The sequence below is a fragment of the Roseobacter sp. MH60115 genome (assembly GCF_015644665.1).
Taxonomy (GTDB): Bacteria; Pseudomonadota; Alphaproteobacteria; order Rhodobacterales; family Rhodobacteraceae; genus Roseobacter.
Map to the genome: position 1 here is coordinate 77,199 of NZ_JADOBQ010000002.1, position 13,945 is coordinate 91,143.

14 protein-coding genes are annotated in these 13,945 nt (G+C 59.5%); 8 read left to right on the forward strand and 6 right to left on the reverse strand.

The features are described 5' to 3' along the window. Positions 1-44 precede the first annotated feature (44 nt). The 4 genes from ISX84_RS05980 (at position 45) to ISX84_RS05995 (ending at position 4,144) form a co-directional block, all read left to right on the forward strand. On the forward strand, positions 45-668 hold the full coding sequence (locus ISX84_RS05980; protein WP_195819441.1) for a TetR/AcrR family transcriptional regulator: 624 nt from the start codon (positions 45-47) through the stop codon (positions 666-668). A gap of 300 nt (positions 669-968) precedes the next feature. After that, positions 969-1,607 carry a TetR/AcrR family transcriptional regulator gene (locus tag ISX84_RS05985; RefSeq protein ID WP_195819442.1) on the forward strand — a complete coding sequence of 213 codons (639 nt, stop codon included), beginning with the start codon at positions 969-971 and terminating at the stop codon, positions 1,605-1,607. 356 nt (positions 1,608-1,963) lie between these two features. Beyond that, positions 1,964-2,617: a VPLPA-CTERM sorting domain-containing protein gene (locus ISX84_RS05990; protein ID WP_195819443.1), complete on the forward strand. Its 654-nt coding sequence runs from the start codon at positions 1,964-1,966 to the stop codon at positions 2,615-2,617. 528 nt (positions 2,618-3,145) lie between these two features. Next, positions 3,146-4,144, forward strand: coding sequence for a polysaccharide deacetylase family protein (locus tag ISX84_RS05995; protein WP_195819444.1), 999 nt, complete (start codon positions 3,146-3,148; stop codon positions 4,142-4,144). Between the two features lie 117 nt (positions 4,145-4,261). On the opposite strand, the gene ISX84_RS06000 is transcribed toward ISX84_RS05995, so the two are convergent. Further along, positions 4,262-4,456 carry a hypothetical protein gene (locus ISX84_RS06000; RefSeq protein ID WP_195819445.1) on the reverse strand — a complete coding sequence of 65 codons (195 nt, stop codon included), beginning with the start codon at positions 4,454-4,456 and terminating at the stop codon, positions 4,262-4,264. Positions 4,457-5,196: 740 nt separating this feature from the next. Here ISX84_RS06000 and ISX84_RS06005 point away from each other — a divergent pair. After that, entirely contained in the window at positions 5,197-5,823 is a 627-nt protein-coding gene (locus tag ISX84_RS06005) for a LytTR family DNA-binding domain-containing protein (RefSeq protein WP_195819446.1), read from the forward strand. After that, complete coding sequence (locus tag ISX84_RS06010; protein ID WP_195819447.1) at positions 5,808-5,957, forward strand: hypothetical protein; 150 nt, start codon at positions 5,808-5,810, stop codon at positions 5,955-5,957. The genes ISX84_RS06005 and ISX84_RS06010 overlap by 16 nt, the downstream gene beginning before the upstream one ends. A gap of 27 nt (positions 5,958-5,984) precedes the next feature. Here ISX84_RS06010 and ISX84_RS06015 read toward each other — a convergent pair whose 3' ends face one another. Genes ISX84_RS06015 through ISX84_RS06035 form a run of 5 tightly spaced genes read right to left on the reverse strand, consistent with a single transcriptional unit; the run spans position 5,985 to position 11,478 of the window. Continuing rightward, positions 5,985-6,989 carry an oligopeptide/dipeptide ABC transporter ATP-binding protein gene (locus ISX84_RS06015; protein WP_195819448.1) on the reverse strand — a complete coding sequence of 335 codons (1,005 nt, stop codon included), beginning with the start codon at positions 6,987-6,989 and terminating at the stop codon, positions 5,985-5,987. Continuing rightward, positions 6,986-7,954: an oligopeptide/dipeptide ABC transporter ATP-binding protein gene (locus ISX84_RS06020; RefSeq protein ID WP_195819449.1), complete on the reverse strand. Its 969-nt coding sequence runs from the start codon at positions 7,952-7,954 to the stop codon at positions 6,986-6,988. Before ISX84_RS06020 ends, ISX84_RS06015 begins: the two co-directional genes overlap by 4 nt. Before the next feature lie 3 nt (positions 7,955-7,957). Further along, positions 7,958-8,875: an ABC transporter permease subunit gene (locus ISX84_RS06025; protein ID WP_195819450.1), complete on the reverse strand. Its 918-nt coding sequence runs from the start codon at positions 8,873-8,875 to the stop codon at positions 7,958-7,960. Between the two features lie 4 nt (positions 8,876-8,879). After that, positions 8,880-9,803 (reverse strand): oligopeptide ABC transporter permease OppB, encoded by a 924-nt coding sequence (gene oppB, locus ISX84_RS06030; RefSeq protein ID WP_195819451.1) that lies wholly within the window; start codon positions 9,801-9,803, stop codon positions 8,880-8,882. A 49-nt stretch (positions 9,804-9,852) separates the two neighbouring features. Further along, positions 9,853-11,478, reverse strand: a complete 1,626-nt coding sequence (locus tag ISX84_RS06035; protein WP_195819452.1) for a peptide ABC transporter substrate-binding protein — start codon at positions 11,476-11,478, stop codon at positions 9,853-9,855. Between the two features lie 323 nt (positions 11,479-11,801). On the opposite strand from ISX84_RS06035, the gene ISX84_RS06040 reads away from it, so the two are divergent. Together ISX84_RS06040 and ISX84_RS06045 are read left to right on the forward strand one after the other, a co-directional pair. Then, positions 11,802-12,920, forward strand: coding sequence for an MHYT domain-containing protein (locus ISX84_RS06040; protein WP_195819453.1), 1,119 nt, complete (start codon positions 11,802-11,804; stop codon positions 12,918-12,920). Positions 12,921-13,056: 136 nt separating this feature from the next. Next, positions 13,057-13,911, forward strand: a complete 855-nt coding sequence (locus ISX84_RS06045) for an FAD binding domain-containing protein (protein WP_195819454.1) — start codon at positions 13,057-13,059, stop codon at positions 13,909-13,911. Positions 13,912-13,945 lie beyond the last annotated feature (34 nt).

A 13,945-nucleotide genomic window follows, 5' to 3' on the forward strand; every position in this document is an offset into this window, starting at 1 on the left:
GATCGATATAAAATACGTGAAAGCGAGACGTCAAGGATTTTGTAATGAATAATACAAAAAAGGCTGGCCGGCCCAAGAAATTCGACCGTGACGAGGCTTTGCTGAAGGCAGTCGAGGTCTTTTGGAAACAGGGCTATGAGGGCGCGTCGATGAAGCTTCTGACCGATTCCATGGGCATCAACAGCCCCAGCCTCTACGCGGAATTCGGCGATAAACACCGCCTCTATCTCGAGGCCATCGACCGCTATGCCAATGACGACGGCTGTGCGCCGCTTGTGGCATTGGAGACGGAGCCCGATATCGAAATGGCCGTCCGGGCCTTCTTTGAGGCGGCGATTGATTATTCGACACATCACGCAAGTGGTGCGCGTGGTTGTTTTCTGGCGTCTTGTGTTGCCACCAGTGCGGGTCATGTCGACGGCACGGCGGAGATGTTGCGTGAAGCGATCGAGGCGACGGATACGCGCATCACCGCGCGCTTTGATGTCGAAAAGGCACGGGGTGCGTTGCCGCCGGACTTTCCTTCATCTGATCAGGCCAAATTGCTGTTTGACCTGAGACAAGGTCTGGTCTTTCGCGCGCGTGCCGGCTTTTCAAGGGGGCAACTGTTGGCCGATATCGACAAGGGTGTTGCGGCGGTGATGAACCCCGCCGTGAAGAGCGACTGAATTTCGCCGTGGCCTCGGTTCAGGATGTTTCAGAAGCAGGGTATCCGACCGCCGGGCCTATGTTCTCGCCGTCGTTCCAAGGCAGCCCGCAACGCGCGATCACGTTTGGTTTGCGACGGGACCGCCATTCAACTCTGCCTTGCAATTGGCCGTATCCGGCGACATCGGGCCTGGATTTCCGGTCACACACCCACGCGACCTGCCGATTTTTGAACTTCTTTTTGGCGCCGGGACTGATAATCTGCGTTGCGTAAAGGGCTTTTGCTCTCGGGACAGGCATGCAGAAACGGAAAAAGTGATTTGGAAAAGACTGCTGGCTCACCAGAAAAAAAGCTTCAGATACTGCAGGCGGCAACCAACCTGATCAAGACCAAGGGTCTGCAGGCTTTGTCTTTTGAAGCGGTCTCTACGGAGGCCGGGCTGTCACGGCAATTAGTGCGATACTACTATTCCGATCTGGATATGCTGATTGTCGCACTCTGTGATCATCTGGGAAATGGCTACCGTGAAATTCTGGTCGCGGGCATCGTCGAGGTCAGTCAGGTTCAACGCCTTGGCTTTTTCCTCGATTTTTTCTTCGATCTGGCGGACGACCATCCGATGCCGGACAATCTGGAGGTCTACGATTCACTGCTGGCTTATGCCGTGGGATCGGACACGCTCAAAAATCGCCTGTGCGACCAGTATAAGACACTCGGTCAGGTCATCGTGCACGAGCTGGCCATCGCCCATCCGGAACTCGACGGGCACGCATGCGAGGAACTGTCTTACCTCTTTGTCTCCATGATGCACGCGCATTGGAGCTATGTGGCCAGCCTCGGATACGCGCGCGCGCACAGCCGTCTGACACGAAACGCGATTGACCGGCTCATTGCATCCTACGTCAATGATGCATCACGGGTTCCGGTGATCGAACGCCCGTGGTCGCGCGACGCCTGACATCGTGCGATGACGGGGCATCCCCATTTGCCCGACACCCTTTCGATCCCGTGCGGGGGCCTCCAAAGGCGAATCAAATCCTCATCAAACGGTGCGGTCCGCCGTGCCTGCGACTTCTGCCCTGGGTGCCGGATTTTCAAAACGAAAAAATGCATTTCACCCCATACTAGAAACCAAATAAAATGCAGCTGGAAAACGGGCCGCGCAATTTCGCCTGATATCAGCGCTCCCCCATTTAACTGTTTTCAAAACGAAAATCCGACCCTCTCCACCGTTGACTGGCGCAAACCGGTTTGTTTTTTCGAAGCTGGAAAACAACAGGTAAACGAGTGTTTTCGTCAATTTTGGAGAGGAATATGTACAATAAAATTTGCGCGCCCGCCTTGGCGCTCACGCTATTTGCCGGTGCGGCGCAGGCTGCGACGGTCGGACCATTTACATTCAACGACAACGCCTTTGCGGACAATGCGTCGATCGCGACCACCCTTGCAGGCACGCGGGGCCCGGCGGTCAATCCTGCCGGCGCAGCGGATGGTAATCTGTCGACCGCGTCCAATCTCAACGACTCTTTTGTCGAGATCTTTTTCACGGACAACGTATTGGTCAACGGGCCCGGGTTCGACATCGTCATCTTTGTGAACAGCAACAACAACGTCATCCGGCTGTCCACCGGACCCGATACGAATTCACCGACGCGGGATACCGGTGTGTCCTTCGACTTCATTAGTGTTTCGGCAGAAGGGAACACGAGCGGCTTCGGTATCGTCGGCGGCAGAATTGACCTCAGCGATCTTGGTTTCGCCGATGGGGCGGAAGTGACCGACGGTCTCTTTCTGAGCCGCGGTGGCGTGTTCACCACAGTCTGGGACGTGGCCGCCCTGAACAGCCGCGATGTCGTCATCGATCCTGATCCAGACCCCGACCCAAATGTGGTGCCCCTGCCCGCAGGTCTGTCACTCCTCCTTGGCGCATTGGGGGTGTTGGGAGTGTTGCGCCGACGTAGTGAGTAGACTGTTTCGCAATGGCTGAACCAGCCCATGGCAAAAGCGGTGTCACGGCACCGCTTTTGTTACTGACTTGCGTTCCCGAACAGGTCCAAACCGGCTTACCTTTACCCAAAAGTGATGCAAATCGATTGGCGCTGAGATTAAGCGCATTCCGGCGCTTTCCGGAAGCCTTCCGGCAAGGTATCGGACCGGCTTCGCACACTCCCACACCATACCGACCCGGCACTATGCCGTTCCGCATGTGACATCGGCTCGGTGCGCCACGCACCCGTTGCTGCGTCGTGCGTCTGATTGTTCTTGCCCATTTCCCCATTCCGTCACCGCCAGCCAAAGACACGTGTTGCGTGGGTTGCCTAAGGTACGATCCTGACGGATCGGAACAACACCCTGGCGACCTTTCACGACATAGCGTGACACTTCACGTTGCCAGCATTCTCCCTGCACCCGTTTTGCGGGAAACTTGGACACGGTACAGTGTGCACCCCCGCGGATAGCGCTGTTGATCCGACTATCAGAAATGGAGAGATGCAGATGATCCGTCGTGTTTGTCAGTCGTGCAGGAAAACGCCGCTTGCCATGGTGATTGCAACCCTCGCGATCACTGCGGGCGGGGTCCTGTGCGCCCAACAGACGCCGCCCGGCGATGTGGAGATGTCCGAACCGTTGCGTCGTGAAATCGCTTTGAGCTTCGACGATGCGCCGCGACCTGACGGTACGCTGCTCAGCGGTGCCGCGAGAACAGCGCGACTGATCGAGGCGCTGGATCGCGCAAAGGTAAAAGGTGCGGGCTTTTTTGTTTTGACGGGCAACATTCCGAAAACCGGCGATGGGGCAGAACGCCTCAAGGCCTATCAGAAAGCCGGTCACGTATTGGCCAATCACACGCACACCCATCCGTCGCTAAACAAGACGGATATCGATTTCTTCCTGTCGGACGTGGACAAGGCTGCCGAAGTGCTGTCAGGTTTTGACGATAAATCAAACCTGTTCAGGTTTCCCTATCTGCGGGAAGGGGACACGGGGGCCAAGTATGGGGCCGCCCAAGAGGGACTGGCAGACAGGGGTCTTCGAAATGCCTATGTGACCGTCGATAACTATGACTGGTATCTGCAGGCCTTGGTGGACGAAGCGGTGGCAGCCGGTCACGTGCCGGATCGCAGTGTGCTTGCCCAGACCTACGTCGAGCTATTGGTCGATGCCGTCGAGTTTTACGATGCGCTGGCTCAGCGGACCCTCGGGAGATCCCCGCGCCATGTTCTGCTTTTGCACGAGAACGATCTGGCAGCCCTCTTTGTGGACGATCTTGTCGTGCGATTGCGGGACTTAGGATGGACCATCATCCCGATCACCGAAGCCTATGAGGATGAAATTGCCGATAGCGCCCCGGACACGCTGTTCAACAATCAGGGCCGCGTTGCCGCCTTGGCACATGCCGCAGGTGTCGAGGCTCGGAGCCTCGTTCACGCTGCGGAAGATGAAGACTATCTCCGCCAGCTTTTCCAGGATCGGGGTCTGTTGCCAAGCGAGTAGTTCGGGAAGCCCTGGCAAAGGGGCGCGTTCGAGGTTCATATTGCCCGACGCGCCGATCCTGTAACGGTCAGCGAATTCGATGCCTGCAATCCGGTGGCAGATTTCGCTGCAAAGCCTTTACGGGTCTCGGTCTTTGGCGTTCTTTTCCTTGGCAGCACCAACGCGGTTGCCAAGGACCACACCAACCGCCAGACCGAGGGCGATACCGGTGCTTTTATCGCCAAGGGCGGCCCCCAGAACGGTTCCGAAACACAGACCGAGTGCAACGCCCAGGTCAGTATATCCGGCAATCGGGTTTTTGGGTGCGTTCATTGGCTTGATCTCATCTTATCTTAGGTGCGGGTCATCGTTTGATTTCTCATTGCGCTTAGCGCGGATCCAGGATGGCGGTGGGAACAATCCGCCAGCTTTCATCCTGCAGGTCTTTCGCCAGATGAATGCGCGGCTGGCGCGGTTCTTCCTCTTCCTGATGTCATGAAACGCCACGGGCGCCATCGATGTATAGATGCAAAACTGCTTCCGCATCGTCTAGACGGCGAATGGATAAGGGGCGCGGGTTTGCAATTTTTGTCTGCGGAAAGATCGGTTCGCAGAAACGCCATGAGCGGTGCCTGATCCTGCATTGATCCATATCTCCGGAACGCGGGAACATCACGTCTGTCTTGCGCGCCGGATTGGCGGAACACATAAATACAGGTGGCACATATTGATGCTGCCCTGGCGATCCTTACATTCATACTGATGCACCCTCCTGCTTGATGCTGAACATCAGTTCGCCTGGTCGATTGCCGCCGTGGAGATAATCGCGATGAACCCAGATAATACGCGCAAATCGACGGTGAAAACCGCTGGGGCGTGGAATGTCATCTGATGTCGCGAACAGTCCGTTTGAGAAGGGCGCTCGCACACTACAGGGAGCGCCCGGGGGGCGGACGTTTGTTGGGCTTTGCGTCGCGGCAACAGTCTGCCTGGCGATTGTTTTCTCGTCAGCCGGTGCCTATGAAACGGAAGATCTGGACCCGCTCCACCGCCTCGCTCTTTGGATGATTGTCATGAGTCTGGTGATCGGCCAGACAATTGCGCTCCAGATCGGCTTTTCGCGGCTTTTCGGACGGGGCCGTCTTTCTCAGGTTCTGGCGGGATGCTGCACGGTGCTGGTGGCAAATACCATCGTGGCGCTGCAGCTGCATGGGTTGAAATACACGTGGGTACTGCCGAAAAATCCTGATCCGATTCCCGAGTTCGTTCTGTTTGTGGCCCCCGCCGTCATGCCGGTTGCTGGACTTGTCGTGCTCTTGTCCCTGACAGCGCAGCGATTGTTGCGCGCAGCTGAGCAGACAGAGACGTCAGGTGCATCAGAGGCCCAGGATGGTCCGCCGGCAGGCTTGGACTGGGCCAATACGACGATCCAAACGGTGAGAGCTTTCGATCACTACCTCGAGATCACATCGACAAATGGCCGCCACTTCGTCCGAGGGCGGATGAAAGATGTGGAAGAAATGCTCGACAAGGCCGCTGGCTTGCGTGTGCACCGTTCCTGGTGGGTGAACCGCGATGCAATCAGGAGCATCGAAACCAAGGGACGTGACAAAGTCGTTTGCCTTCAGGATGGCAGGCGGGTGCCCATCGCGCGGTCCCGTATCGCGGCGCTGCGGGAAATGGGATGGGTCTCCAAGTAACCGGGTTTCTCAACAGTCTTGGGACGGCGGTCGTGAACATTTGGACACGTCTGACCGCGAGCTCTCTGCGCCTTGATGGCACACTGCGCATCGGCTCTCTGGTCTATTTTGATCAACTGACAAACCGGGCATGAGAGACGGATCTCTGCCGCCCCAAGGGCTTACTGCGCCGGTGGTGCCGTTTCGGAATGATACGGGCAGGCGACGTGATGATCGTTCCCGATATGCGTGACAGGCGGTATCGCCTCGGCACAGCTGGCCCGTGCGATGGGGCAACGGGTGCGAAAGACACAGCCGGAGGGCGGCGCCATCGGTGAGGGCAGTTCGCCCTCCAGAACCGGGCGGTGGCGTGCGCGCTCTGCCTCGGGTGAGGGGATCGGGACGGAGGCGATCAGCGCCTTGGTGTAAGGATGGCGCGGATTGGTGATCAGCTCCTGCGCCGCCGCGGTTTCCACGATCCGGCCCAGATACATCACCGCGATCCGGTGCGAGATATGGCGTACGACGCTCAGGTCATGGGCAATGAACAGCAGGGCCAGCCCCATCTCGCGCTGCAATTCCTGCAAGAGGTTCACGACCTGCGCCTGAACGGAGACGTCCAGCGCGCTCACGGGTTCATCGCAGACCACCAGCTCAGGCTCGGTGATCAGCGCGCGGGCGATGCCGATACGCTGGCACTGACCTCCCGAAAACTCATGCGGGTAGCGATTGATCAACGCGGGCAGCAGACCCACGCGTTCCATCATGGCGCCGACTTTTCTGCGGATCTGTTCCCGGGAGAGGTCGGGAAAGTGGGTGCGCAGCGGTTCTGCCACGATCTGACCAACCGTCATGCGCGGGTTGAGCGCGTCCAGCGGGTCCTGAAAGACCATCTGGACGTGCCGCCCATGCGCGCGCTGGCGGGCGGCGTTCATGCCGATGACATCCGTACCACGCCAAAGCACCTGGCCGTCGCTGACCGGGACGGTGCCGACAATCGCACGGGCCAGCGAGGATTTTCCCGAGCCACTTTCCCCGACCAGTCCGAGGGTTCGGCCCGGCTCCAGCCTCAGCGAGGCCTGCTTGACGGCGTGCAATTCGCGCGGCGGGCTCCAGGGCCATCCCCCTTGCTGGGCGACCTTGAAGGTGACGCTCAGGTCGCGGGTTTCCAGCAGCGGGGCGCTCATGCCACTGCCTCCCGCGCCGCGTGGCAGGCGCGCAGACGCCCGGCTCCAAACGCTTCCTGCACCGGCATGGTCGCCGCACAAGGCGCATGACTGGCCGGGCAGCGGGGGCTGAAGGGGCACCCCGCAGGCAGCGCCGTGAGATCGGGCGGATCGCCGGGTATGGTCTCAAGCTTGTCCTGCGGGACATCGAGACGTGGGACCGCGTTCAGCAGACCGCGCGTGTAGGGGTGCGATGGGTCGGCGAAGACATCATCGGTGGCGCCCACCTCCATCACCCGCCCGCCGTACATCACCAGCGTCTTGACGCAGGAGCCCGCGACAATGGCCAGATCGTGGGTGATCAGGATCAGGGCTGTGCCGAAATCACGCTGGATATCGGCCATCAGTTCCATGATCTGGTTCTGGACGGTCACATCCAGCGCGGTGGTCGGCTCATCCGCGATCAGCAGTTTCGGACGGCAGAGCAGCGCCATGGCGGCCATGATCCGCTGCCGCATGCCGCCCGAGAATTCGTGCGGATACATCCTGAGCCGGGCACGGGCGTCCGGAATGCGTACGGCGTCGAGCATCCTGGCACTTTCCGCGAAGGCGTCGCGCTTGGACGCCCCTTTGTGCAGCATCAGCACCTCGGCCATCTGGTCACCGACGCGCAGATAGGGGTTCAGTGAGGTCATCGGATCCTGAAAGATCATCGCGATCTCATTGGCGCGGATGTGGTTCAGTTTGGCCTCCGGCAGGTTCAGGATTTCCTGACCGTCAAAGCGGATGGACCCGCCGGCGGTGCCGTTCTTGGCGAGAAGGCCGAGAATGGAGAAGGCCAGCTGGGTCTTGCCCGACCCGCTTTCACCGACGATGGCGAGGCTTTCGCCGGGATCGAGCGAGAGGGTCATGCCGTTCACGGCTTTCACGGTTCCGTCGGGGGTGTCGAAGCTGACGGTGAGGTCGGTGACGTCGAGAAGTGCCATGGATTACCGATCCTTCGGGTCGAGTGCATCGCGCAGCCCGTCGCCGACAAAGAAGAAGCCGAAGAGCGTGATGACGAAGAAAAAGAGGGGCCAGGTCAGCATCCAGAGCGTGCCGTTGTTCATCTCGGAGGCGCCATCGTTGATGAGCGCGCCCCAGCTTGTGAGCGGTTCCTGCACGCCAAGGCCCAGAAAGCTGATGAAGCTCTCATAGATGATCATCGAGGGCACCAGCAGCGTCGCATAGACGATCACCACGCCCAGCAGGTTCGGGATGATGTGGCGCAGGATGATGGTGAAGGGCCGGACCCCGGTGGCGATGGCGGCTTCGATATAGGCCTTGCCCTTGAGGGTCAGCGTCTGCCCGCGGGCGATACGCGCCATGTCGAGCCAGCTGATCAGCCCGATGCCGATGAAGAGCATCAGCAGCGAGCGGCCAAAGACCACCAGCAGCAGGATCAGTACAAACATGTAAGGAATCGACATCAGTACATCGACGATCCGCATCATCACGTTGTCGATGCGCCCACCGAAATATCCCGCAATCGCCCCGTAGAGCGTGCCCACAACCACAGAGATCAGCGCGCCGACGATGCCCACCAACAAGGAAATCTGGGTGCCTTGCACGGTGCGGGCAAAGAGGTCGCGGCCAACGGGATCGGTCCCGAACCAGTGACCGCTTTCGAGCGAAGGTCGACCGGCCTCAATGATGTTGCCGAGCACGTTCCAGTCGATGTCCTCGTTGTTCCAGGGCGCGATAAACGGACCGATCAGCGCGAAGGCCGTGACCAGCATCAGTACGATCAGCCCGGCCACCGCCGCCCGGTTGCGAAAGAAGCGTGCCCGCGCATCGGCCCAGAGCGACCGGCCCTTGATCGGGGCTGCGCCCGCCAGATCGTCGGCGACGGATTTGGTTGCGAACATGCGGCTAATACCTGATTTTCGGGTCGATCCAGGCGTAGAGCACATCGACCAGAAGGTTGAAGAAGATCGTCAGCGCGCCGAGCAGGATGGTGATGCCCATCATCACGCCGTAGTCGCGGTTGAGCGCCGAGGCCACGAAGAACTGCCCGATGCCACCGGTGGAGAAATAGATGTCGATCACCACGGACCCGGTGATCATGCCGACGAAGGCGGGCCCGAGGTAGGAGATCACCGGCAGCAGGGCAGGCTTGAGCGCGTGGCGGAAGATCACCCGGCGCATCGGCAGGCCCTTGGCGCGCGCGGTGCGGATGTAGTTCGAGGTCAGCACTTCGAGCATGGAGGCGCGGGAGATGCGCGCAATCGAGGCCATGAAACTCGTGGAGAGCGCGATGACGGGCAGGATCACGAATTGCCATTGGCCGCCCTGCCAGCCACCACCGGGCAGCCAGCCGAGCCAGAGCGTGAAGGTCAGCACGAGGATTGGCGCCAGCACGAAGTTCGGCAGCACCTGCGCCCCGATGGAGATTCCCACCGCCAGGTAGTCCAGCCATGTATTGTGGCGCACGGCGGCGAGGATACCCAGGCTGCCGCCGACCAATACGGCGACCAGAAAGCTCCAGAATCCGTAGGTCAGCGTGACCGGAAAGCCCTGGCCGATCAGGGCGTTCACATCCTGATCGCGATAGATGAAGGAGGGGCCGAAGTCGAATTCGGTGACTACGCCGACCACATACCGCCAGATCTGGATGTGAAACGGCTGATCGAGCCCGTATTGCGCCTGCAGGTTGGCCAGCACCGCGGGCGGGATGCCGCGTTCCGTCGCAAAGGGGCTGCCGGGGGCTGCATACATCAGGATGAACGTGCTGACGATCAGGATCAGCAGAACCGGGATCGCGACGAGCAGGCGCTTGATTATGTAAACTATCATCTTTGGGATGTAGCGCCGGAGCGGATGAAGTCACCCGCTCCACTGCGCCTTACTCGGATGCAACGCGGTAGATGTCTTTCACGTACCAGTTGTTTTCCACGTTCTCTGTCGGCCAGTTCTTGATGGTCGGATCCAGCACGAAGGTTTGTGTGTAGTGGTAGATCGGAAGGATCGCCATATCCTCTGCGAGGATCTGCTCAACCTGCGTATAGACCGGTTGCGGGTCGGACATGGTGACGCTCTCGGCCATCAGCCGGTCGACCTCTTCATTAATGTATTTGCCGTCATTGTTGGCGTTGTTCGAGGTCAGAAGGTCAAGGAAGGTTGAGGCCTCGTTGTAGTCCCCACACCAGGCCGAGCGGGCGATGTCGAAGTTCTGATTGCCACGAATTTCAAGATAGGATTGCCATTCGAAGTTGTTCAGCACCGTCGTGACGCCCAGGGGTCGCCACATCTGGCTGACCACGGTCGCGATCTGCTTGTGGTTTTCGGAGGTGTTGTAGATCAGGTTGACCTCGATGGGGTTGTCCGGGCCATAGCCCGCCTCTTCCATCAGCGCCACGGCCTTTTCCATGCGCTCTTGCTGGCTCCACAGCGAATAGTCGATCGCGGGGAGTTCAAAATCAGCCGTGGCCCAATGGGTGAAGCTGAAGGCGGGGGCCTGACCGGCTTTCAGCACCTGATCAGTGATCACCTCGCGGTTGATCATATAGCTGAGGGCGGTGCGCACGCGCGGGTCCTGCAACGCCTCATGGCCGCTTTCGGACTGATTGACGGTATAGTAGTACGAGCATAGCCGGGGCACAGAATGCGCCACATCCGGCATCTCCGCTTCAAGGCGCGGATAGCTACCCGCGGGCAGATCATCCATCATGTCGAACTCGCCCGCGTGAAATCGGGTCAGCGCCTGATTGGCGTCATTTATCACAAATCCGGTGATCTCGGTGATGATCACATCCTCGGCGCCCCAGTATTCGGGGTTCTGAACCAGCCGCACGAATTCATTCGTGGCCATATCGTCCAGCGTATAGGCGCCGTTCGAGACGATATTGGCCGGGTTGGTCCAGGCCGCGCCATGGGCCTCGACCGTCGGCTGGTGGGTCGGCATGAAAGTATAGTGCACCGTCATCTGCGGAAAGTAGGGCAGGGGCTGGGTCAGCGTGACCTCAAGCGTCCGGTCGTCGATGGCGCGCACGCCCAGCTCTTCGGTGCTGGCTTCACCGGCAATCGCCGCCGCCGCATTGGTGATCTGGCTCAGCTCCACATACCACGCGTATTCAGAGGCCGTGGCCGGGTCCGCCGCACGGCGCCAGGCAAAGACGAAATCCTGTGCCGTCACCGGATCGCCATTGGACCAGCGCGCGTCCTCGCGCAGCTTGAAGGTCCAGGTCTGGTTGTCCTCGGAGGACCATTCCTCGGCCACGCCGGGGCGCAGGGTGCCATCGGCGTTCTGCGTCAAAAGCCCCTCGAACAGTTGGCGCGCCAGATGGCCGCCAACGGTTTCCTCGATCAGTTGCGGATCGATGGAGGGAAACTGGTCCAGCAAGCGATACTGAAAGGTCTGATCTGCGGCCAGCGGTTCTCCTGTGACCGGATGGGTGTCCGCCGCCCAGAGAGGCTGACAAAGAGCCAGTGAAACAAGTGTCGATGTAGCCAAAATTCGATGTTTGGTCATTTTTTATCTCCCTTATGTTTTTTGATGTGGCATCTGACAGGCGCAACCTGTTTCGCCATATGGTTGCAAGAATTGGCGGAATAGCAGAGATTGTACACCAACAACTTTGGGTTTGGTCGAAAGATCGGCGACAAAGTTCCGATTGAGAGCACATGAGGTGATTTGAGCGGCACTCCGGACGCTGAAATCGGCCACCATCCTGTTCGCTGATCATCTATCGTACTGACACTGGCAATGCCCGTTCAATCGGTATCAATAGCGTTGCTATTCAATCCCCTACGCCTGACTTGCGGCGCAATTGTGCAATGGGCTAGGGATACCCTATGGAGCCGTTGGATTTCTCTCACAGCCCGATGCTGGTCATTGCATCCTTGTTCGTGGCGCTGATGTCTGGATTCACCGGTTTGTCGCTGACCCAAGGCCTGTCTCAGCGGAGTATCGAGCAGCGCAAAATTCTTATCGTGTTGGCCGCCATCGCGCTGGGCGGTGGCATCTGGTCGATGCATTTCGTCGCAATGCTCGGCTTGCAACTCCCCATCCTCTTTTATTATGATGCGGCGATCACGCTGGCGTCGGCTCTTGTCGCGATATTGGTTGTGGGCCTCGCGCTGTTGATCCTGCATTTCTGGAAGCGCACCAGGACCACGCTTGTGCTGGCAGGCACGATTGTCGGGCTCGGCGTTTTGGCCATGCACTATCTGGGCATGTCAGCGATGGAACTGTGCCAGGCGCTCTATACGCCTCTCGGTATTGGCCTTTCGGTGATTTCTTCCTGCGTGTTGAACATCGCGGCTTTTGCCATCGCTTACGGCAACAGGTCGCAGCGTGGCATCGTTGTCGGCACGCTTTTCTTTGGCTTCGCGGTTTTCGCCGTGCATTTCATCGCCATCAGCGGCACCAGCTTTGTGGAGGTCGACGTGCTGACCGAGGTCGGCCCGCTGATCAGCAACGAGGTGTTGGCCATCGGCGTCGTGTTGAGCAGTTTCGTCTTATGCGGTGCCTTCCTGCTGACTGGCGTTACGGTGCTTGCCCCGCCTGCAGGAAATCGCCAGGTGTCGGCGCGACCAGAGCCGGCCCCCGAGCCGGAGAAATCGACCTCTGCAGGAACCGTCCCCCCGCAGATCCCGTACGAGCAGGAGGGCCGCACCCTCTTTGTGAGCACCGATGCGGTTGCAGCCATCCGGGCAGAGGGTCACTACACCCATCTCTACACGGCCACGGACAAGCTCTTTTGCGTCTGGTCGATCACCGAAGCCACCAAGCGGCTGGCGCAGGGGCCGCTCATCAAGGTGCATCGCAGCTATCTGGTCAATCCGGCCTTTGTCACCGGCTTCGAGCGGCTCAAGGACAACGGCGTGTGTCATTTCGATGTGACGCATCTGAAAAAGGTTCCGGTCAGCCGGTCTCGACTGCGGGATGTGCGGGACGCCCTGGGCGTCTAGGCCCGCGCATTTCGTGCATCCCATGGCGCATTTCGTGCAGAAAACCTCTCGATCGACTTAAATCCGGATGCCGCCCGCAGGGTCACGGTCGCATGCTCTCAGCCAGCTACTCATGGTCATGGCAGGGAGGACATTCATGATACCGGCAGCGTTTGATTACTATCGTCCGACGAAGATGGATGATGTGATCGCCCTACTCAAAGAGCATGGCGATGACGCGCGCGTCATGGCGGGCGGGCACAGCCTGATCCCGATGATGAAACTGCGCATGGCGGAGATCCCGCATCTGATTGATCTTCAGGCTATTGATGGCCTGAACGAGATTTTCATCGAGGACGGGCAGATGACCATCGGGGCCATGGTCACGCAACACGATCTGATCAACCACGCCGGTCTTGAAGCGGCAGCCCCGATCCTGCGCGAGGCCGCACTGCAGATCGCAGATCCGCAGGTGCGGTATATGGGGACCGTGGGCGGCAATGTGGCCAATGGCGATCCCGGCAACGACATGCCGGGTCTGATGCAATGTCTTGATGCGACGTTCTTGCTAGTCGGTCCGGATGGGGAACGCAGCGTTGCGGCGCGCGACTTCTACGAGGCGGCCTATATGACCGCGCGCGAGGATGAAGAGGTGCTGACCTCGGTGTCGATCCCCGCGCCGCAGGGCGGATACGCCTATGAAAAGCAAAAGCGCAAAATCGGGGATTATGCCACGGCGGCGGCCGCCGTTCAGATCATCAAGGAGGACGGCAAATGCACGGCAGCCTCCATCGCCATGACCAACCTGAGCGATACGCCGATCTACTCCGTCGATGCCGGTGCGGCACTTGTCGGCACAGCCGTTGACGCGGCAGCACTCAATGCGGCCAAGGCGGCCATGCTCGGCGATATTGATCCCACGGAAGACAACCGGGGTCCGGTCGCTTTCAAGAAACACGTTGCCGGCGTCATCCTGGCCCGCGCGATTGAGCGTGCCTGGTCGCGCGCCTGAGGTTCGTCCTCACGGAGCGAAGAGACAGGGCAGA

Bases quoted from the DNA above. Each gene is read 5' to 3' on its own strand.
- ISX84_RS05980 (WP_195819441.1), top strand. From the start codon at position 45: ATGAATAATACAAAAAAGGCTGGCCGGCCCAAGAAATTCGACCGTGAC.
- ISX84_RS05990 (WP_195819443.1), top strand. From the start codon at position 1,964: ATGTACAATAAAATTTGCGCGCCCGCCTTGGCGCTCACGCTATTTGCC.
- ISX84_RS05995 (WP_195819444.1), top strand. From the start codon at position 3,146: ATGATCCGTCGTGTTTGTCAGTCGTGCAGGAAAACGCCGCTTGCCATG.
- ISX84_RS06000 (WP_195819445.1), bottom strand. From the start codon at position 4,456: ATGAACGCACCCAAAAACCCGATTGCCGGATATACTGACCTGGGCGTT.
- ISX84_RS06005 (WP_195819446.1), top strand. From the start codon at position 5,197: ATGAGTCTGGTGATCGGCCAGACAATTGCGCTCCAGATCGGCTTTTCG.
- ISX84_RS06010 (WP_195819447.1), top strand. From the start codon at position 5,808: ATGGGTCTCCAAGTAACCGGGTTTCTCAACAGTCTTGGGACGGCGGTC.
- ISX84_RS06015 (WP_195819448.1), bottom strand. From the start codon at position 6,989: ATGAGCGCCCCGCTGCTGGAAACCCGCGACCTGAGCGTCACCTTCAAG.
- ISX84_RS06020 (WP_195819449.1), bottom strand. From the start codon at position 7,954: ATGGCACTTCTCGACGTCACCGACCTCACCGTCAGCTTCGACACCCCC.
- ISX84_RS06025 (WP_195819450.1), bottom strand. From the start codon at position 8,875: ATGTTCGCAACCAAATCCGTCGCCGACGATCTGGCGGGCGCAGCCCCG.
- oppB (WP_195819451.1), bottom strand. From the start codon at position 9,803: ATGATAGTTTACATAATCAAGCGCCTGCTCGTCGCGATCCCGGTTCTG.
- ISX84_RS06035 (WP_195819452.1), bottom strand. From the start codon at position 11,478: ATGACCAAACATCGAATTTTGGCTACATCGACACTTGTTTCACTGGCT.
- ISX84_RS06040 (WP_195819453.1), top strand. From the start codon at position 11,802: ATGGAGCCGTTGGATTTCTCTCACAGCCCGATGCTGGTCATTGCATCC.
- ISX84_RS06045 (WP_195819454.1), top strand. From the start codon at position 13,057: ATGATACCGGCAGCGTTTGATTACTATCGTCCGACGAAGATGGATGAT.